Source organism: bacterium 336/3 (assembly GCA_001281695.1).
In the GTDB taxonomy this organism is placed as follows: domain Bacteria; phylum Bacteroidota; class Bacteroidia; order Cytophagales; family Thermonemataceae; genus Raineya.
In genome coordinates this window covers 3,015,255-3,033,874 of the sequence record LJIE01000001.1, presented here as the reverse complement: position 1 = coordinate 3,033,874, position 18,620 = coordinate 3,015,255, and the positions used below count along the sequence as shown (strand labels likewise).

The 18,620-nt window shown below is 34.7% G+C and carries 17 protein-coding genes and 1 tRNA gene; 9 read left to right on the top strand and 9 right to left on the bottom strand.

Annotated elements, in window-relative coordinates; all coding sequences use genetic code 11:
* Positions 1–98 precede the first annotated feature (98 nt).
* A complete protein-coding gene (locus AD998_14180; protein ID KOY87140.1) occupies positions 99–4,439 on the top strand; it encodes a DNA-directed RNA polymerase subunit beta' in 4,341 nt (1,446 codons plus the stop codon).
* A gap of 64 nt (positions 4,440–4,503) precedes the next feature.
* Here AD998_14180 and AD998_14175 read toward each other — a convergent pair whose 3' ends face one another.
* The 3 genes from AD998_14175 to AD998_14165 are packed head-to-tail and all read right to left on the bottom strand — an operon-like array spanning position 4,504 to position 7,592.
* Positions 4,504–5,391 carry a lipoyl synthase gene (locus AD998_14175; GenBank protein ID KOY87139.1) on the bottom strand — a complete coding sequence of 296 codons (888 nt, stop codon included), beginning with the start codon at positions 5,389–5,391 and terminating at the stop codon, positions 4,504–4,506.
* Positions 5,392–5,443: 52 nt separating this feature from the next.
* On the bottom strand, positions 5,444–6,370 hold the full coding sequence (locus AD998_14170; GenBank protein ID KOY88214.1) for a hypothetical protein: 927 nt from the start codon (positions 6,368–6,370) through the stop codon (positions 5,444–5,446).
* Positions 6,360–7,592, bottom strand: a complete 1,233-nt coding sequence (locus AD998_14165; protein KOY87138.1) for a hypothetical protein — start codon at positions 7,590–7,592, stop codon at positions 6,360–6,362. The genes AD998_14170 and AD998_14165 overlap by 11 nt, the downstream gene beginning before the upstream one ends.
* 96 nt (positions 7,593–7,688) lie before the next feature.
* Here AD998_14165 and AD998_14160 point away from each other — a divergent pair, with 96 nt between their 5' ends.
* From AD998_14160 to AD998_14145, 4 genes are all read left to right on the top strand, one after another.
* A complete protein-coding gene (locus AD998_14160; protein ID KOY87137.1) occupies positions 7,689–8,549 on the top strand; it encodes a short-chain dehydrogenase in 861 nt (286 codons plus the stop codon).
* Positions 8,550–8,611: 62 nt separating this feature from the next.
* A complete protein-coding gene (locus AD998_14155) occupies positions 8,612–9,316 on the top strand; it encodes a bacillithiol biosynthesis deacetylase BshB1 (protein ID KOY87136.1) in 705 nt (234 codons plus the stop codon).
* Positions 9,317–9,426: 110 nt separating this feature from the next.
* Positions 9,427–9,503, top strand: a tRNA-Asn gene (locus AD998_14150).
* 33 nt (positions 9,504–9,536) lie between these two features.
* The gene (locus tag AD998_14145) at positions 9,537–10,943 is read left to right on the top strand and encodes a hypothetical protein (protein KOY87135.1); all 1,407 of its coding nucleotides are present in this window, start codon (positions 9,537–9,539) and stop codon (positions 10,941–10,943) included.
* Between the two features lie 39 nt (positions 10,944–10,982).
* Here the strand turns inward: AD998_14145 and AD998_14140 are convergent, their stop codons facing one another.
* From AD998_14140 to AD998_14120, 5 genes are all read right to left on the bottom strand, one after another.
* Positions 10,983–11,321, bottom strand: a complete 339-nt coding sequence (locus AD998_14140; protein ID KOY87134.1) for a bleomycin resistance protein — start codon at positions 11,319–11,321, stop codon at positions 10,983–10,985.
* 93 nt (positions 11,322–11,414) lie between these two features.
* A complete protein-coding gene (locus AD998_14135; protein ID KOY87133.1) occupies positions 11,415–11,816 on the bottom strand; it encodes a hypothetical protein in 402 nt (133 codons plus the stop codon).
* A 30-nt stretch (positions 11,817–11,846) separates the two neighbouring features.
* Complete coding sequence (locus AD998_14130; protein ID KOY87132.1) at positions 11,847–13,103, bottom strand: hypothetical protein; 1,257 nt, start codon at positions 13,101–13,103, stop codon at positions 11,847–11,849.
* A 26-nt stretch (positions 13,104–13,129) separates the two neighbouring features.
* Entirely contained in the window at positions 13,130–14,818 is a 1,689-nt protein-coding gene (locus tag AD998_14125) for a hypothetical protein (GenBank protein KOY87131.1), read from the bottom strand.
* A gap of 7 nt (positions 14,819–14,825) precedes the next feature.
* Complete coding sequence (locus AD998_14120) at positions 14,826–15,149, bottom strand: hypothetical protein (GenBank protein KOY87130.1); 324 nt, start codon at positions 15,147–15,149, stop codon at positions 14,826–14,828.
* Between the two features lie 97 nt (positions 15,150–15,246).
* Between AD998_14120 and AD998_14115 the strand changes: the two genes are divergently transcribed.
* The gene (locus AD998_14115) at positions 15,247–16,551 is read left to right on the top strand and encodes a hypothetical protein (protein ID KOY87129.1); all 1,305 of its coding nucleotides are present in this window, start codon (positions 15,247–15,249) and stop codon (positions 16,549–16,551) included.
* 11 nt (positions 16,552–16,562) lie between these two features.
* Here AD998_14115 and AD998_14110 read toward each other — a convergent pair whose 3' ends face one another.
* Positions 16,563–16,985: a hypothetical protein gene (locus AD998_14110; protein ID KOY87128.1), complete on the bottom strand. Its 423-nt coding sequence runs from the start codon at positions 16,983–16,985 to the stop codon at positions 16,563–16,565.
* Between the two features lie 65 nt (positions 16,986–17,050).
* Between AD998_14110 and AD998_14105 the strand changes: the two genes are divergently transcribed.
* The 3 genes from AD998_14105 (at position 17,051) to AD998_14095 (ending at position 18,615) form a co-directional block, all read left to right on the top strand.
* A complete protein-coding gene (locus AD998_14105) occupies positions 17,051–17,623 on the top strand; it encodes a cyclic nucleotide-binding protein (GenBank protein KOY87127.1) in 573 nt (190 codons plus the stop codon).
* A gap of 73 nt (positions 17,624–17,696) precedes the next feature.
* Entirely contained in the window at positions 17,697–18,134 is a 438-nt protein-coding gene (locus tag AD998_14100) for a polyketide cyclase (GenBank protein KOY87126.1), read from the top strand.
* A 46-nt stretch (positions 18,135–18,180) separates the two neighbouring features.
* A complete protein-coding gene (locus tag AD998_14095; GenBank protein KOY87125.1) occupies positions 18,181–18,615 on the top strand; it encodes a hypothetical protein in 435 nt (144 codons plus the stop codon).
* The last annotated feature ends 5 nt before the right edge of the window (positions 18,616–18,620 follow it).

Sequence of the window (18,620 nt, the reverse complement as noted above, 5' to 3'; positions counted from 1 at the left end):
ATCTCATGTTCAGCCTTAGGGCTGAACATGTTGAACTTGCTTAGTCAGCTAAGCCATTTGAATAAAGCATTTTAGGTTAAAAGCTAAAAAATAAATCTATGTCTTTCAAAAAAAGCAAAAAACTTTCCAGTGATTTTAACTCAATCACTATCAGTTTGGCATCGCCAGAGTCTATTTTGGAAAGTTCTTATGGTGAGGTTACACAACCCGAAACCATAAACTACCGTACCTATAAGCCTGAGATGGGTGGTTTGTTCTGTGAAAGAATTTTCGGACCTGTGAAGGATTATGAGTGTCATTGTGGAAAATATAAACGTATTCGTTATAAAGGAATCATCTGCGACCGTTGTGGTGTTGAGGTAACAGAGAAAAAAGTTCGTAGAGAGCGTATGGGGCATATCGAACTTGTTGTTCCTGTGGCTCATATTTGGTATTTCCGTTCTTTACCCAACAAAATTGGTTATTTGTTAGGTTTACCTACCAAAAAATTAGACCAAGTGATTTACTATGAACGTTATGTAGTAATTCAAGCAGGTGTGGTAGCAGAAGAAAATCGTAATGGTAGTGGGTATTTAGACTTCTTAACAGAAGATGAATACTTGGATATTTTGGATAAACTTCCAAGAGAAAACCAATTATTACCTGACGAAGATCCCAATAAGTTTATCGCTAAAATGGGTGCAGAGGCTTTAGAAATGCTCTTGAAACGTCTTTCTGAAAAAGAAAGAGATGCAAACGGCAATGAAATACCTACTAGCCCTACTGGTTTAGATAAATTGGCTTATGATTTACGTCACCAAGCAGCAACAGATAACTCTCAGCAACGTAAAGCAGAAGCTTTGAAGCGTTTGAAAGTAGTTCGTGCATTCCAAGAATCTAAAATTGAGAACAAACCTGCGTGGATGATAATTCGTATGGTGCCTGTAATTCCACCAGAATTACGTCCTCTAGTACCTTTGGATGGTGGTCGTTTTGCTACATCAGACTTGAATGATTTGTATAGAAGAGTAATTATTCGTAACAATCGTTTGAAGAGATTAATTGAAATCAAAGCTCCTGAAGTTATTTTACGTAACGAAAAACGTATGTTACAAGAAGCTGTAGATAGCTTATTTGATAACTCTCGTAAAGTAAATGCTGTTCGTGCAGATGGTAACAGAGCATTGAAGTCACTTTCTGATATGCTGAAAGGTAAACAAGGTCGTTTCCGTCAGAACTTATTGGGTAAACGTGTGGACTATTCTGGTCGTTCGGTTATCGTAGTAGGTCCTGAATTGAAACTACATGAGTGTGGTTTACCTAAAGACATGGCTGCTGAATTATTTAAGCCATTCATTATTAGAAAACTGATTGAAAGAGGTATTGTAAAAACCGTAAAATCAGCGAAGAAAATTGTAGATAGAAAAGACCCTGTGGTTTGGGATATTTTGGAAAACGTATTGAAAGGACATCCAATTCTTTTGAACCGAGCTCCAACATTACACCGTTTGGGTATTCAGGCATTCCAGCCTAAACTAATTGAAGGAAAAGCGATTCAGTTACACCCTCTTGTTTGTACAGCTTTCAACGCTGACTTTGACGGTGACCAGATGGCTGTTCACGTTCCGTTAGGACAGGAAGCTATTTTAGAGGCTTCTATGTTAATGCTTGCATCTCATAACATCTTGAACCCTGCAAATGGTGCTCCTATTACTGTACCTTCTCAGGATATGGTATTGGGCTTGTATTACATTACAAAAGGTAGAAAAGGTGATTTAGGAGAAAATAGAACTTTCTATAGTGCAGAAGAAGTTGTAATTGCACTTGATGAAGGAAGACTCTCTAAACATGCACATATCAAAGTAAAAGCAAAAGTACGTGAAGGAGAAGAGCTTGTTGAAAAAATCATTGATACTGTAGCAGGTAGAGTGATTTTCAATCATAGATGTGTTCCTGATGAAGTAGGATTTATCAATGAGTTATTAACCAAAAAGAAAATTCAGCAAGCAATTGGCTCTGTATTTAAAAATGCAGGTATGGCAAAAGCTGCTAAATTCTTGGATGATATTAAAGACTTAGGATTCCAGTCTGCTTATAAAGGTGGTTTATCTATTGGTTTGAATGATATCTTAATTCCTGATGATAAGGAAAAACTTATTAATGAAGCTAAAGTAGAAATTGAAGATATCCATCAGAACTATATGATGGGACTTATCACTGACAACGAGCGTTATAATCAAGTAATTGATACTTGGACAAAAATTAACAGCAAATTGACAGGTAAGCTTATTTCTGACATGACTAGTGATAAAGAAGGCTTCAACTCTGTATTCATGATGATGGATTCTGGAGCGAGAGGTTCTAAAGAACAAATCCGTCAGTTAGGTGGTATGCGTGGTCTGATGGCAAAACCTCAGAAAAATGTACAAGGTTCTGTTGGTGAAATTATAGAAAACCCAATTCTTTCTAACTTTAAAGAAGGTTTGGACGTATTGGAGTATTTTATCTCTACACACGGTGCTAGAAAAGGTCTTGCAGATACAGCTTTAAAAACTGCGGATGCTGGTTACTTAACTCGTCGTTTGGTAGATGTTGCTCAAGATGTGATTGTTACGGAAGATGATTGTGGTACATTGCGTGGCATAACAGTTTCTGCCCTCAAAGACAACGAAGATATTGTTGAACCTCTTGCAGAACGTATTTTAGGTAGAGTTTCATTACATGATGTTTATGATCCTCTTACAGAAGAATTAATAGTATCTTCAGGTGAGGAAATTACAGAAGCAATTGCAGAGCGTATTGATCAAACAAGTATTGAAGATGTTGAAATTCGTTCAGTGCTTACTTGTGAAACACGTAGAGGTATTTGTAAGAAATGTTATGGTAGAAACTTATCTACAGGTAGAATTGTAGATACAGGAGAGGCATTAGGCGTAATAGCTGCTCAATCCATTGGTGAACCAGGTACACAGCTTACACTTCGTACATTCCACGTGGGTGGTGCAGCATCCAACATTGCTGTTGATCCTTCTGTAAAAGCTAAATTTGCTGGTCAGGTAGATTTTGAAAACTTGAGAACTGTAAAATCAACAGATAATGATGGTAACCCTATCGAAATTGTGATTACTCGTTCTTCTGAAGTAAAAATTGTAGAAGCTAAGACTGGTAAAGTGTTGATTTCTAATCACATGCCTTATGGAGCTTTCTTGAAAGTAAAAACAGGTGAAAGTGTAGAAAAAGGACATGTTCTTTGCGAATGGGACCCTTATAATGCCGTTATGTTATCTGAAATTGATGGTGTTATTGAGTATGATGCAATTGAGGAAGGAATTACTTATAAGGAGGAATCTGACCAACAAACAGGTTTCCGTGAAAAAGTAATTATTGATACCAAAGATAAAACGAAAAACCCTGCAATTGTTGTAAGAATGAACAATGGTGAGGATAAAGTTTATAATATTCCTGTAGGAGCTCGTTTAGCAGTAGAAGCTGGTAAAACGATCAAAGCTGGTCAGGTACTTGCTAAACTACCAAGAGCTATCGGAAAAACAAGAGATATTACAGGTGGTTTGCCTCGTGTAACAGAATTGTTTGAAGCTCGTAATCCATCAAATCCTGCAATTGTAAGTGCTATTGATGGTATAGTATCATATGGAACTGTAAAACGTGGTAATAGAGAGATTATTATCGAATCGAAAGATGGTGTAATAAAGAAATACATGGTACCTCTTTCTAAGCATATCTTGGTACAAGATGGAGACTTTGTAAGAGCTGGTATGCCTCTTTCTGATGGAGCGATTACTCCTAATGATATTTTATCTATCAAAGGACCAACAGCCGTACAAGAATATCTTGTAAATGAAATTCAAGAAGTTTACCGTCTGCAAGGTGTAAAAATCAATGACAAACACATTGAGGTAATTGTACGCCAAATGATGCAGAAAGTAGAAGTAATTGATGCTGGTGACACAGACTTCTTACCTGGACAGGTAGTAGACAAATGGACGTTCCGTAAGGAAAACGACCGTGTCATGGAACTTAAAATTGTAGAAGAAATAGGTGATTCTACTCGCTTCAAATTAGGACAACCTGTTACTGCTCGTGAGCTAAGAGATGAAAACTCATCTTTGCGTAGACAAGACAAAAAACTTGTAAAAGTACGTGATGCTCAGCCTGCAGTTTCTCAACCTACACTACAAGGTATTACACAAGCTTCATTGGATACTGATAGCTTTATCTCTGCTGCATCGTTCCAAGAAACGACTAAAGTATTGAGTGAAGCAGCTATTCGTGGAAAAATGGATGACTTGTTAGGTTTGAAAGAGAACGTAATTGTAGGACACTTGGTACCTGCTGGTACAGGCTTTAGACACTATCAGAAATTGATGACTCAGTCTAAAGAAGAACAAGATGATATGATCCCTGCAAAACGTAGAACGAAGAAAGAAAAAGTAAAATAAAAATTAAAGCCCCTAGAAATAGGGGCTTTTTTTATTTTAAATTACAAAATATTTGATTTTAGTATTAAATAGGCACATTTACGTGTTTTTCTGCGTGATATGATGATCTTACAAGAGGACCTGATTCTACGTATTTTAAGCCTCTTTTTAAGCCTTCTTCTTTGTAATGCTCAAATAAATCGGGGTGGATATATTCAGCGACTTCTAGGTGCATTTTGGTAGGTTGTAGATACTGCCCAAGAGTTAGAATGTCCAGACCATTTTGTACCAAATCATCCATAGACTCATAAACTTCTTCTTTGGTTTCACCAACCCCTAACATAATGCCAGATTTGGTACGTTTACCATATTCTTTGGTGAGTTTGATTTGTTCCAAACTTCTCTCATAACGAGCTTGTGGACGTACACGTTTGTAAAGGCTTTTGACTGTTTCCATGTTGTGAGAAACTACTTCTTGCCCTGCTGAAATCATGGTATAAAGAGCTTCCCAATTTCCTTTTACATCTGGAATGAGCGTTTCGATGGTAGTTTCAGGGCTTAACTCTTTGGTCAGTCTTACAGTTTCATGCCAAATAAAGGCACCTCTGTCTTTGAGTTCGTCTCTATTTACAGAAGTAATGACAGCATGCTTTACCTGCATGAGCTTAATGGCTTCAGCTACTCTGCGAGGTTCATCAGTATCATATTCGTTGGGTTTTCCTGTGGCTACTGCACAAAAAGTACAGCTACGAGTACAAACATTACCTAAAATCATGAAGGTAGCTGTACCAGCTCCCCAACATTCTCCCATATTGGGGCAATTTCCACTTTCGCAAATGGTATGAAGTTTATAAGTATCTACTAATTTACGAACTTTGGCATATTCAGCACCTACGGGCAATTTTACACGTAGCCAATTGGGTTTTTTTACTTTATGTTCTTTCTCGGATGTAACAACGGGGAGTTCTATCATATATCTAAGTGTTGTACGTATATATTTAACTTAAAAAATAGTTTTTTGGTTTTTAATTTGCGATAATTCGGCTATAAAGACTTGTTCTGGCAGGGTCTAAACGTCCTAAAAGTGCATAGGCTTCTTGCTTTTCAGTTTGAGAGCCATCTTTAAAAATATTAATAAATTCTTGAAATTTAGCATCAAAAAACACATTTAAAAGCAGTGCATTTGGTTTGATACGAGCTATTTTGTCAATTTCTTTGAGTAAATCTAAGGTAACTATTCTTGCTTCTGGGCGTTTGTCTTGGTAAATATCTAAACCTTTTCTGTAATATTTATACATAGCTTCACGAACAGCAAGCATTTGTTGACTCTGAAGGTTTTCAACAAGCCAAAACCTATCTCTAATATCACCTTGAGACCAGCCATCAGCACCAGCACTTTGGGCAGTGTTCGCTACAATAAAGGCTTTTTCAATCATAGGAGTACCACCAGCCTTAGCAAAAGAATCATAATCAAGGGCTAAAATAATATAGGCATAATAGCCCAATAAAGAACTCAAATTACTGAAATAGACATTTTCATTGAAATTAAGGTCTAGGGGTTGAGTTGGTAAAAAGTTAAAATTAAACCTTCTATCTACATAACTGAATAAAACAGACTCATATTTGGTATTATAAGTAGGTCTTAAAGCTTGAATTTGAGCATTGGTTTCATACACACCTGAGGCAAAATCAGCTCTTACAAGTGTAATTTGAATGCGACAAGTGATTTTCTCACTGCTTTCATAATTATCATTTGTCCATTTTCTATTATTTAAAAAATCTGAAATATTTTTTTGAAGAGCAGCCACAGCTTCTTTGTTGCTCGTTCCCACTTGTGCTGAGGCTACCTGCTTATCATTAATAGTTACTTCAAACAGCAATTCCTGACTAAAAACAGGTTGAATACAATAAAAAAAACTGATAATGAGATATATAAAAAGGTTATTCTTCATACAATAAATATTTTTTTCGGAGTTTTTTGTAGGCATCTAAATCAGTTTGCCATGTTTTCTTGATTTCTTCTTCGCTTATGCCTTTCTTAATTTGCTCTTTGAGTAGCGAATTTCCTGCCAATTTATCAAAAAACTGGCTGAAATACTTATCTTTTTCAGGATATTTCTTATAAAAATCTATTAGATATGAAAGTGTAAAGGTTGGAGCTTTAATTTCTCTTAAATCTATACCATAACACACTTGGTTTTCAAACAATGGATTTTTAGCCATTCCTATTTTGCTTACAGGCGTAAAAGTGAATTCTCCCATATTTTTTGAAGGATAACCAATTACCTGAAACGGAAAATCTGTACCCCTGCCTACGCTTAATGGCGTTCCTTCAAAAAAACATAATGAAGGGTATAATCGTATAGATTGTGGATTTGGAAGGTTGGGAGAAGGTTTTACAGGTAAAATATAAGGTGTTTGGTGGGTATAATTTCTCAGAGGTATGACTTTTAAATTACACTGAACACCATTTTTGAGCCAACGTTCGCCATTGATCATTTGAGCCAGTTCGCCTACTGTAAGCCCATGTACTACAGGAATTGGATGCATGCCTATAAAACTTTCAAAACCTTTTTGGAGAACAGTACCAGCCACATAATCGCCATTGGGATTGGGTCTATCAAGTATAATACACATTTTATTGTTCTCAGCACAAGCTTCCATCACATAATGCATGGTTGAAATATACGTGAAAAATCGAACACCTACATCTTGAATATCAAATATAACTACATCTATATCAGCGATTTGTTCAGCAGTAGGTTTCTTATTTTTTCCATACAAAGACACTACAGGCAAGCCAGTTTTTGTATCTACTTCATTTTTTACAGTTTCACCAGCATCTGCATCACCTCTGAAACCATGTTCAGGGGCAAAAACTCTTTTTATCTGAACTTTATGGCTCAAAAGGGTATCAACCAGATGGGTTTTTATATTTTTTTGAACAATAATAGACGAATGATTAACCACCAAAGCCACTTTTTTATCTTTTAGCAAAGACTGATACTCTCCAATCTGTTCTATCCCAAGTGTAAGAGTCTTTGTTTTCTCTATTTTGGGATTTTCTTTGGTGATTTTTTCTGGAATGTTGGAAATATCGGGTGTAGTTTTGGGTTGCTTTTTACAGGCAAAAAATGCAAATAAAAGCAGTATGCGTGCATAATAAAGTTTCATACAAAATATATTTTAATGCAAATAAAACAAAAAAACGAGTAGCTTGTACTACTTCTAAAAAATTGTTAAATTAGCAGAAAAAACTTAGGTAAAGCTATGACAAAAATACGCGATAAAAAGGTTCTCATCACTGGTGGTGCTAATGGTATTGGCAAGCTACTTGGTGAAAAATGTTTGAAAGAAGGTGCTTCGGAGCTTGTGATATGGGATATTAATGAGAAAAATCTACAAGCAACCACTGAAGAGTTTGTAAAACAAGGTTTTATAGTGCATCCGTATAGTGTAGATGTATCTGACTTAGAAGATATTAAGAGAGCTGCCACGCTTACACTTTCGGAAGTGGGTAGAATAGATATTTTGTTTAATAATGCAGGTATTGTTGTTGGTAAACTTTTCCATGAGCATTCTCATGAAGAAATTGAAAAAACCATTCGTATCAATGTGTTGGGGGTAATGCATGTGGCTCGTTGTTTTGCAGGCGAAATGATTAAGCAAAAAAGTGGACATATCGTCAATATCGCTTCAGCTTCGGGCTTGCTGGCAAATCCTAAAATGAGCGTGTATGCAAGTAGCAAATGGGCTGTTTTGGGTTGGTCGGAGTCTTTACGTCTTGAATTTGAGGAGATGGAAGGTGATTTGCATGTAACAACAGTTTGCCCAAGCTATATCAACACAGGAATGTTTGAAGGTGTAGAAGCTCCTATTTTAGCTCCTTTGCTTGACCCTGATGATATTACAGACCAAATTATGAAGGCAGTAAAGAGTAATGATATTGAGGTGAAAGCTCCTTGGTCAGTACATCTGATACCTATTTTAAGAGGAATTATGCCTACCAGAATGTTTGATTTGTTAGTAGGAAAAGGGCTGAATATCTACAATTCTATGGCGAATTTTGTAGGAAGACCTTCTAAAGAAGCAGTTCCCGAAAAAGAAAAGAAAGAAGAAACCGAAAAATAAAACTAAATTTACAAACAAAAGCCCTCAAGGCTTTTGTTTTTGTTTGAATAACATCATAAATTATGAAATTAGATATTTTGGTATTTGCTGCACACCCTGATGATGCAGAACTTTCATGTTCGGGTACAATTGCTTCTCATTTGGCTCAAGGTAAAAAAGTAGGTGTAATAGACCTCACACAAGGCGAATTGGGTACTCGTGGTACACCTGAAACCCGTAAAAAAGAAGCAGAACTTGCTTCACAAATTATGGGATTGACTATTAGAGAAAATTTGGGTTTTGCAGATGGGTTTTTTAAAAATGATAAAGAGCATCAAATAGAAATTATCAAGAAAATAAGAGAATATCAACCTAAAATTGTAATAGCCAATGCCATTACAGATAGACACCCTGATCATGGAAAAGGGGCGGAGCTTGTAAGAGATGCATTTTTTTTGGCAGGATTGCGTAAAATAGAAACAGACCAAGAAGCTTATCGCCCACAGTTTTTGTATCATTTTATTCAAGACCGTTATATTGTTCCTGATGTGGTGGTAGATATTTCGGATTATTGGGAAATCAAGAAACAAGCTATTTTGGCTTATGGAACACAGTTTAATGCCAACCCCAACGACTCAGAGCCACAAACCTATATTTCTACACCCGAATTTTTTGATGCTATTGAAGCTAGATCTAAAGAACTTGGACACCAAATTGGGGTTCGTTATGGAGAGGGTTTTACCAAAACAAGGATGTTGGGTGTGAAAAATTTATTCGATTTAGTATAAATATAAATATCTGAAAATTAATTTTTTGTAAAATTTTTAAGAAAAAAATAAAAAATATTTGCAGAAATATTTGCACAGTATCTAAAAACCCACTATCATTGCACCACGATTCCCGAATAGCTCAGTCGGTTAGAGCATCTGACTGTTAATCAGAGGGTCGCTGGTTCGAGCCCAGCTTCGGGAGCAAAACACCTACAAGACTTGTAGGTGTTTTTTTGTTTTGATACTTACAAGAATGAAAAAAGCCTATAAAATTTTATTTTTAGTGTGTTTTAGCTTGATATTTATCTACCAAGCCAAGGCTCAAAGTGATAGTTTGATAGCAGTACCACAATATCATGTTGTCAAACAAAATGAAACTTTATTGACTATCAGCACCAAATATCAAATTTCTCTTCAACAACTGATAGATTGGAATAAACTCAAAACAGACCAACCTATACCCAGCCAGCTTATTATTGGTTATGTGTATTATAAAAATAAACAATTTATTAATACTCAACCCAATTTTTTAGATAGTGCGAGTATTAAGCAAAAAATTAATAAAATGCTTGATATTAGCTTTGAAGAACGTTTTTTATTATTCAATGCAGGGCTCAAAAAAGATAGTACCAATCGCTCTTTGATTATTGGTGGATATGTGGATGCTTATTATGGGTTTTATACAGATTCAGTTGGTAATAATAATTTTCAGAAATTTCCTACAATTGCTCCTAGGAGTGGAACTTTTGGGATAAATATTGTCCAGTTATCAGCTCGATATAGTTCTGAAAAAGTAAGAGGGATCTTTACACTTCATTATGGAGATATACCTGCCAGTGCATGGTCACCCACATACAATTTTCTACAAGAAGCAAACGTAGGTATTCGAATTGTAAAAGATTTATGGATAGATGCAGGCTTTTTTAGAACACATTTGGGTTGCGAATCTATACAACCTCGTGAAAATATCAATGCTGGTGTGGCTCTTACTACTTATTACGACCCTTATTTTTTGAGTGGAGTGAAACTGAGCTATAAACCTACTGAAAATTTGATGCTACAATTGAATGCTTTTAATGGCTACAACACTTTTGTGCAAATTAACAATCGTAAAACCTATGGAGCAACCATGGTTTATGAAGCCAATGAAAACTTTATGTGTAGTTATAATGCACTTTTATCACATGAAAGCCCTGATAATCAGGAAATAAAACAAACGAGATTTTATCAAGATTTCTTTTTTATTTACAAAAAGCCTAAAGTTGATATTGCTTTTGAATTAAATTTTGGTGTACAAACCAATTCACGTTTGAAAGATAGCACCCAAACGGCGTTTATGTTCAGTACAAGCTTGATTGGAAAGTATAAATTTAAAAAGAATATAGGTGTTTTTGGGCGTTCAGAAATTTTCCAAGATAACGATGATATGCTTACTGGACCTATCTTTAATACTACACATCAAATTGTAGGTTTGAATGCCACAGGTACGAGTATTGGAGGTGAAATAAAACCCACAGAAAAGTCATATATTCGTGCAGAATGTCGATACATCCAAACTTTGAATGGAGCAACTATTTTCCGTTATCAGGGTATGGATAGAACTTATAGAACAGAGTGGCTTATATCAACTGGTTTTTGGTTTTAAAAACTTAAATTCTTGATATACAATTTCAATAACTCACTTCTAATAAATTTCCACTTTACGACCATCAGGGTCAATTGCAATAGCAATTATTCCAAATTCTGTTTGTTGAGGTTGTGAAACATCAAAATTGGCTTCTTTGAGTTTCTTAATTGTTTTCTGTAAATCTTCTACTTCAAAGCCAAGCCTTGTATATTTATCAGCGTTTTCTTGACCTTTTGCCAATGGATATATCTCAAAAATAGTTCCATTGATAGTAGTAGAATAATGAAATGGAGAATTTTGATGTTGATGATATTGAAAAACTAAACCAAGTAAAGAATAAAAATTTACAGCATCTTCTAAATACTGAGTCCTAATCATAACAAGTTTTAATTTCATAAAAGCCAATTATATAAACAAATATAATAAAAACGGTTATAGGCAAGAAAAAATCTTGCTATAACCGTTTGGAGCATAGTGGCGTTTTTTGCTCTATAAGTGAATCATTTTTGTTTGTATAATATTTACATTGAGTGGTTTTGGAAAAAAGCCAAATACATTGGGATAAGTTTGTGATTTCAGGATTTCTTTGAAACTAATAGAACTCGAAACCATAAAAACATCAATAGGCTTTTCCTGATTAATCTTGTTAAACTCATCCAAAAAATTCCAACCATTCCAGATAGGCATATTGACATCCAGCAAAATGACATCAGGAAGTTCTCGATTTTCTTCAAATCGGCTTTTTAAATCATCAAAAGCCTCTTTTCCATCATTATAAACTAAAATAGAATCTTTTGTGGAAACACCTGAGGCTTCCAACATTTTTTGAGTAATAAATATCTGAATATCATCATCATCAATAATACAGAATCTTTTAGTTTGCGATTTCATGGAAATAAATTTAAAAGTGAATAATTTAAGCTATTTGGCAATAACCAATTTGATGGGAGCATAAATAGTTTTTTGGCTATAAACTTTTACCAAATAAGTAGCTGAAGGATAAACAGATGTATTAAATGTAAACTGATTTGAACCTTGTTTGAGTGTAACCAAACGAAAATCTATCCTTTTACCTAATAAATCAGTAATTTCAATAGAAGCATTGTCGAACTCAAATTCAGAAAGAATATTGATGCTGAAATCATGCTGAGCAGGGTTAGGATATATCAGGATATCAGTTTTTTCCTGTTTTCTTGATAAACTAATGATTTTTGAGTATTTATAATTTCCTTGATAATCAACTTGTCTGAGACGATAATAGGTGGTAAGAGCCAAAGGGTTCTGGTTCAAAAACTGATATTTTTTGATCTGCGAAGAGTTGCCACTTCCTTTTACTCTGCCAATTCTGCTAAAATTTAACCCATTTGTAGAAGCTTCTATATCAAAATAATCATTATTAACTTCAGATTGAGTACTCCACTCCAATAAATCAGAAGAGCCTTGTTTTTGCCCATTAAAATATACTAGCTCTACAGGCAGGGGGGTACAAGCATTCACAGAAATAATTCTAGGTCCTAAGAGTGATGCACAATTGGATGTACAAGCACTTCTGATATTGTTGAAAGAGTTTCCTACTAAAAATGTATTAGTCACATTTGTATTGTTGGTATTGACAGCATAAATACTAAAGATACCTGAACTTACATACTGAGTAGGAGTAAAAGAACCTGTTGTATTGGCTGCCAGCACAGTATTTGTATTATTTACTAAAATAAAAGTTTGTGAAAATCCAGCACTTGTGGTATGTCCTGAAGTATTTACTTGAATATTATTGGTTAAACAGACATTTTGGTCTATGTTACAAATCGTAATAGCTCTGTTAAGATAAGCAGCCGATACAGCAAAACAATTGCTTGATGCATAAGTAGTTACTCCATCCCATAAATTTCCTACGTTTAAAGCAGCAGGTTGAGCCCCTTGATAATTTACACAATAAACAAAATAGCTACCTGCTGTTACTGCTATAAACTCTCCTGTGGTATTGATACTTTGTATTCTTCCAATAGAACCAGTATTATTGGACACTAAAACATATTGTTGGTTAAAACCTGCATTGAACCCTGATGCACTGACGGTTATGTTTGCATAAAAGTCACATTGAGCAAATGATAAACTGGCAGATAACCAAAAGAGATTTATCAAAACAAATCTTATATATCGGATAAATAACATAAGCATAAATATTCAGCTAAATAATGTTTAAATTAATCCCAAGCACCAGCATTAGCAGGGCATGGAGGGCAGGTAAGACTTATTTCGAATGTTCCTTGAGAAGCACCATCACCATCTACATAGATATAATAAATCGTTCCATTGGTGGTTGGAATGGTAAGACTTGTACTACCACCACTTGGTGAGGCACCTGCTACACATGTGAGGCTTCCGCAAGTACCTGTATAGACATTTAGGTTTGTTGCAAAATTGGTTTGTGGATTAGCTGTACTAACTGTTATGTTGTTGCCACTACCCACAAATCTATACCAAACTCCTTTAGAGGTAGTTCCACCTCCTGTACAAGCGACTGGGGCATCTGTTGCTGTAGCTAAAATATTGCTTGCAACATTGGTTTGTCCACAAGAAAGTGTAATGGCATTGGCACATAAATCATTACTGGGTACAATTACGATTCCAGAGATAGGTGTAAACCAATAGTTACATAAGTCTCCAGCATAACCATCAATACGGATGTAATAACGAGCCCCAATGCTCAATCCTGAGAAATTCCAAGTTCCTGTTGTATTTTCGCCTGTTGGATTTACACAAGAGCCTGTAATCAAAGATAAAGACCCACAAGAGCCTCCAAAGACTGAAAGCTGAATACCAAAATTACTGCTACAATCCCCTACTTCAAATTCGAGTTCTACAGTGGTACTGCCTGCAATGAAACTCATCCAAGAGTCATTTTCAATCGTCATACCACAAACACTTGGGCTACCTGCACTGGCTGTGTACGAACAATTTGTACTACCAGCAAATGGCTGAGATAAATCGATTGTAGGAGCTCCCACACACTCATTGGCAGGCAGGGTGGGAGATGTACAGATATCGCAGGCTGTAAAAGATTGCTGATAACCACATGTTCCCCCTCCATGCTGAATAATACTAATGTTTTTTGAGCCAGTTAGGCCTGTGATTGTATAAGTTCCTAAGCCTACATTGCTTTGGTAAGTAGTAACTCCATCTGTAATATCTACACTTGTAAAACTTCCTAAGTTTGTGATTTGTACAGAAAGACTATAACTCTGATAATCAGGGTCACAAGTCTTTGTAATGGTAGCAGTAGGAATTGTAATCGGAGAGATAGTGAATTGAACTCTTGGCTTATGGTTTCGAGCTGTAGTAGTATTGTTACCACACTGGCTTGTGCCAGAGGAATTTACAGCTCTTGTCTGGTTGGCAACGTTATTATACATCCAAACCTGACCGTTTGAAGCAAAACCTCCATTCACTCCCCAACAAACATCTACGAGTATATTATCAGAACCATTCCAACAAAAATTATTATCAAAGGTAATAGTTCTAAAACCTGTTGCACCAGGGGTAAGTGTATGAGCATTTTTAACGGTAGTCAGAGAGGCTGCATTATGGCTTGATGCATCTGCGGCAGATGTGTGAGCCATTTTAATGGCATAATTGGATAAGTTACCTCCATTCACCTGAGATACATCCCAAGCAATGGCTGTAATCAGACCTGCTGAACCTCCTGCTGCCACAATTTCAGTACGAGTATATACAAACTGAACTCTTCTACTCTCATAAAAATAATTGTATGGCGAACTACCAGATGTTCCACTTTGAGTAACCTGAGTACCTAAAGTGATGACTTGAGCAACAATTTTATTTTTATGTAGAAGATTGATAGACAGAATAATAATAAGCAATAATTTTTTCATGATAGCATTATTTTTGAATTTTTTGAATAATTTCTAATACTTCTGTTTTGCGAACATAAGCCCTTCTCTGAGAATCAGTTAAAGCTTGAAACTGCTCATCAGAAATGACTTCTTTGATTTGCTGATAACCACGAATATTCAATTCTCTGACAACCTCTTCGATGGTGGTATCATCAAGAGACATTTCTTTAAGGTGTTTTATGATAGGCGAAATTTTCTGAGAAGTTTTGAAAGTAACCTTCACCGAAGGCTGAGGTATTTGTGACTCTTGTGCCATGAGTTTTACAGAGCAAGCCGTAAAAAATATGGTAACCAAAATGATTTGCTTCATAAAATTTTGCTTTAAAAATGATGATGCAAATATAATTTCGAGATAACCAAGAATTAAAATATATGCTGTTCTGATACAAGGAAAAACAATCTTTTAGATGTTTGGATTTAGGGAAAAATCCCTTATTTTTGAAATAAAACAACAAAAATTGCTCACCTTGAACTATAATCTTACCATAGAACAAATTTTCAATTTGCTCCCCATGGGAGTTGGTTTGTTCTATGCCATCCGACTTCTGACTTTTCAGAAGGCTTCCTCACAAGGCAAAAACTACATAGCTTTGCTTCTGTTTTTGTTCATGGGTATTGTGTCTTTTAGTCTTATTGCTCAAAATATCAAAGGTAAATATGTATATTATTCTTTAGCATTGCTTTTGGGTGTAACGCTTTCATTAGCACCTACTATTAAATTGGCTGTATATAATTATGTTGGTAAGAAGATTGATAAACCTTTGAGACTTTTTTATCTGGCTTTTGTAGTAGCAGGTTTGGATGTTGTATTACTTTCTATCATGCCCTTTTTGCCAAAGAAACAAGTAGCTTTCAATGTAGTATATTATGCATTGTGGGTTGTGAATATGGGAGGAGTGACAGTCGTTTTTATTGGTCAGAATATCTATTTTTTATATAAATTATTCAAAATCATTAATATACACGAAAAAAAGTTGGGAAGTTTTTATAGTTTTGAAGAGGGAGTAAGCTTAAAGTGGCTCAAAAACTTAATTTACGGATACTTAGCATTTATCATAGGGATTATTATTGTAAGTCTGCCAGGGTTCGATAAAATATTTATGTATTCTTTTGAATTGGTTTTGCTGGCTTTTATCGTTTACATAGGTATGAAAGCCGTTCATTATCAGGTAGTTTCTAGTACAATTACAGATTTTCATAAAATTAAAAAAGAAGAGCAAAATCTAAACCTTCCTACAATACAAGAAAAACCTGTAGAGGTTTTTGAGCAAATAATTGAAAATGAACAAGATAATGTATTAGAAGATGAAGAGATAGAAATTGAAGAGTTTGATATTCAGGAAGATAAATTTAATGAATTAAAAAGTACATTGATTCAAATCATGGAAATGGATAAGCCTTATTTAAACTCAAGGCTAACCATTTACGATTTGGCAGAACAGGCTTCTACCAATTATAAATATCTTTCAAAGCTTATCAATCAGGAGTTTAACATGAATTTTGCAAGCTTTATCAATACCTATCGTATCGAAGAAGCCAAACAGAAATTGATTGATACTTCTATCAAAAATTACAAAATAGAAGCCATCGCTGATCTTGTTGGATTTCACTCAAAATCAGCGTTTAATATTGCTTTCAAAAAGATTACAGGCTTCACACCTACAGAATACAAAAACAAGCACCTGCCTTTAGAGCAAGGTCAAAGTGCTTGATAATGATTGTATTAAGCTGCTTCAATATTTTGAAATAATTTTTTGTGTTGTGTTTTAAAAATAGATTTGACAAAAGAAGCTATTGGAAAAAGGCTCTTAAACTTAATTGTTTCCTCTATTTTTGTCATAGACTCATCTTGAGGAGATTGTCCAAGTGTTTCAAATAACCTAAACATCATTTCAATTTCTACCATCCCAAAAACTTTGGCTTTCATAGTTACACATCTTGTAGATTCATCTGCCTGAATATGAACAGGATATGTAAAAGAAAAAGGGATAAAACCTACTCGAAGTGTTTCATACACCAAATAAGTATTTTCATTTGTTTTTTCTATCTTAGAGATAATAGGATGTACAGACGCAAACTTCTGCATATCTGTAAGATAAGTGTAAATAAGTGCAATAGATTTGTTCAATTTGTAATATAGTATCATAAAGCAATAAATTTTCACCAAAATAGTTTTTTATTGTGAAATGAAATAATTTTTTTATTTGTCTTATGAAAGAATTAGAACAATATATAGAATCTTATTTTGGAATTGCCCATTTGGATGTACTTCAAACGATGAGTCAGTTGTTTAAACCAGCAAAATTAGCCAAAGGAGATTTTTACCTGAAAACAGGAGAATATTGTAATAAAATGAGTTTCATTCGGTCAGGTTTGTTACGAATTTTTGTAAACACTGATGGAAAGGAAGTTACCCAATGGATTTCTTCAAAGGGCTATTTTGTAACAGATTTGGCAAGTTTTATTTTTGAAACGCCTGCTCGTTGGAATATCCAAGCTCTTACAGAGGTAGAAGTTTTTACAATTAGTAAAGAAAACTATCAAAAATTGGGTGAAATAGTACCTCAATGGCATATTTTAGAGAAACTATTCATAGCCAAATGCTTTATTTTCTTAGAAGATAGAATTTTTAGTCACCTTTCTATGTCAGCAGAAGAACGCTACGAACATTTTTTTGAACATAACAAAGAACTTTTTCATCAAGTACCCCTCCAATACATTGCTTCAATGTTGGGCATGACACCCGAAACGTTCAGCCGAATCAGAAAAAAACAACTCTCCTAAATTCTTGATTTTTATCAAGAGAGATATGCTTTCAAACATAGACCTTTGAAACAGATTCTAAACATAAAGTTTTATGAAAAAGACCATTGAAACACAAATACTCATTCATGCAACACCTGAAAAAGTGTGGAGCATTCTTACCAATTTCAAGGCATATCCCGAATGGAATCCATTCATTAAATCTATTGAAGGAGAGGTAAAGACAGGTAATACTTTCAAGGCTAAAATACACCCTCCAGATAGCAATGCCATGACATTCAAACCAAAAGTGCTTGTTTTTGAGAAAAATAAAGAATTTCGTTGGTTGGGGCATCTATTATTTGCTGGTCTTTTTGATGGAGAACATATTTTCCAGATTATTGATAATCAAGATGGTACAACGATGTTCAAACACAGTGAGCAGTTTGGAGGGATTTTAGTTCCTTTGTTTTCTAAAATGTTAGATAAAAATACTCGAAATGGGTTCAACCTGATGAATCAGAAGATTAAAGAATTGGCTGAAAAAGCATAATAAGTTATATTTTTTGAACGTTTGCTTAATAAAGAAAAATATAATTATGCAAAAACTATTTTATATCGGAATACTATTTCTGTTTCTATGGGGATGCAGCCCCCGTTTTAAGTCTGGAAAGAATGAAGAAAGAATCTGGACGTTTACTTATGTTAAATCTGTTGATAATCAGAAAGATAGATTGAAAAAGTATTTAGAAAAAAACTGGTTTGTAATGGATAGTATAGCCGTAAAACAAAAACTGATAGCTCAATACGAACTTTATGAAAACCAAAGTACAGATAGCTTGGCAAAATGGGATTATATTGTAGCTGTAGAATACTTTAATACAAAGGGTTATGAGGGAATTGCTGATAAATTTGAAGAAATCAGAAAAAAGCATAAAACTGTGAAAATAGAAGAATTAGGCTTCAAAGAATTGGGAAAAGTAGTAGGTTCTGAAACCATTACTAAAAAAACATATTCAAGAAAAAAATCCTAACTCAT

Excerpts from the sequence above, each read along its gene's own strand:
- AD998_14180 (KOY87140.1), top strand. The coding sequence starts at position 99 with ATGTCTTTCAAAAAAAGCAAAAAACTTTCCAGTGATTTTAACTCAATC.
- AD998_14175 (KOY87139.1), bottom strand. The coding sequence starts at position 5,391 with ATGATAGAACTCCCCGTTGTTACATCCGAGAAAGAACATAAAGTAAAA.
- AD998_14170 (KOY88214.1), bottom strand. The coding sequence starts at position 6,370 with ATGAAGAATAACCTTTTTATATATCTCATTATCAGTTTTTTTTATTGT.
- AD998_14165 (KOY87138.1), bottom strand. The coding sequence starts at position 7,592 with ATGAAACTTTATTATGCACGCATACTGCTTTTATTTGCATTTTTTGCC.
- AD998_14160 (KOY87137.1), top strand. The coding sequence starts at position 7,689 with ATGACAAAAATACGCGATAAAAAGGTTCTCATCACTGGTGGTGCTAAT.
- AD998_14155 (KOY87136.1), top strand. The coding sequence starts at position 8,612 with ATGAAATTAGATATTTTGGTATTTGCTGCACACCCTGATGATGCAGAA.
- AD998_14140 (KOY87134.1), bottom strand. The coding sequence starts at position 11,321 with ATGAAATTAAAACTTGTTATGATTAGGACTCAGTATTTAGAAGATGCT.
- AD998_14135 (KOY87133.1), bottom strand. The coding sequence starts at position 11,816 with ATGAAATCGCAAACTAAAAGATTCTGTATTATTGATGATGATGATATT.
- AD998_14130 (KOY87132.1), bottom strand. The coding sequence starts at position 13,103 with ATGCTTATGTTATTTATCCGATATATAAGATTTGTTTTGATAAATCTC.
- AD998_14125 (KOY87131.1), bottom strand. The coding sequence starts at position 14,818 with ATGAAAAAATTATTGCTTATTATTATTCTGTCTATCAATCTTCTACAT.
- AD998_14120 (KOY87130.1), bottom strand. The coding sequence starts at position 15,149 with ATGAAGCAAATCATTTTGGTTACCATATTTTTTACGGCTTGCTCTGTA.
- AD998_14115 (KOY87129.1), top strand. The coding sequence starts at position 15,247 with ATGTTTGGATTTAGGGAAAAATCCCTTATTTTTGAAATAAAACAACAA.
- AD998_14110 (KOY87128.1), bottom strand. The coding sequence starts at position 16,985 with ATGATACTATATTACAAATTGAACAAATCTATTGCACTTATTTACACT.
- AD998_14105 (KOY87127.1), top strand. The coding sequence starts at position 17,051 with ATGAAAGAATTAGAACAATATATAGAATCTTATTTTGGAATTGCCCAT.
- AD998_14100 (KOY87126.1), top strand. The coding sequence starts at position 17,697 with ATGAAAAAGACCATTGAAACACAAATACTCATTCATGCAACACCTGAA.
- AD998_14095 (KOY87125.1), top strand. The coding sequence starts at position 18,181 with ATGCAAAAACTATTTTATATCGGAATACTATTTCTGTTTCTATGGGGA.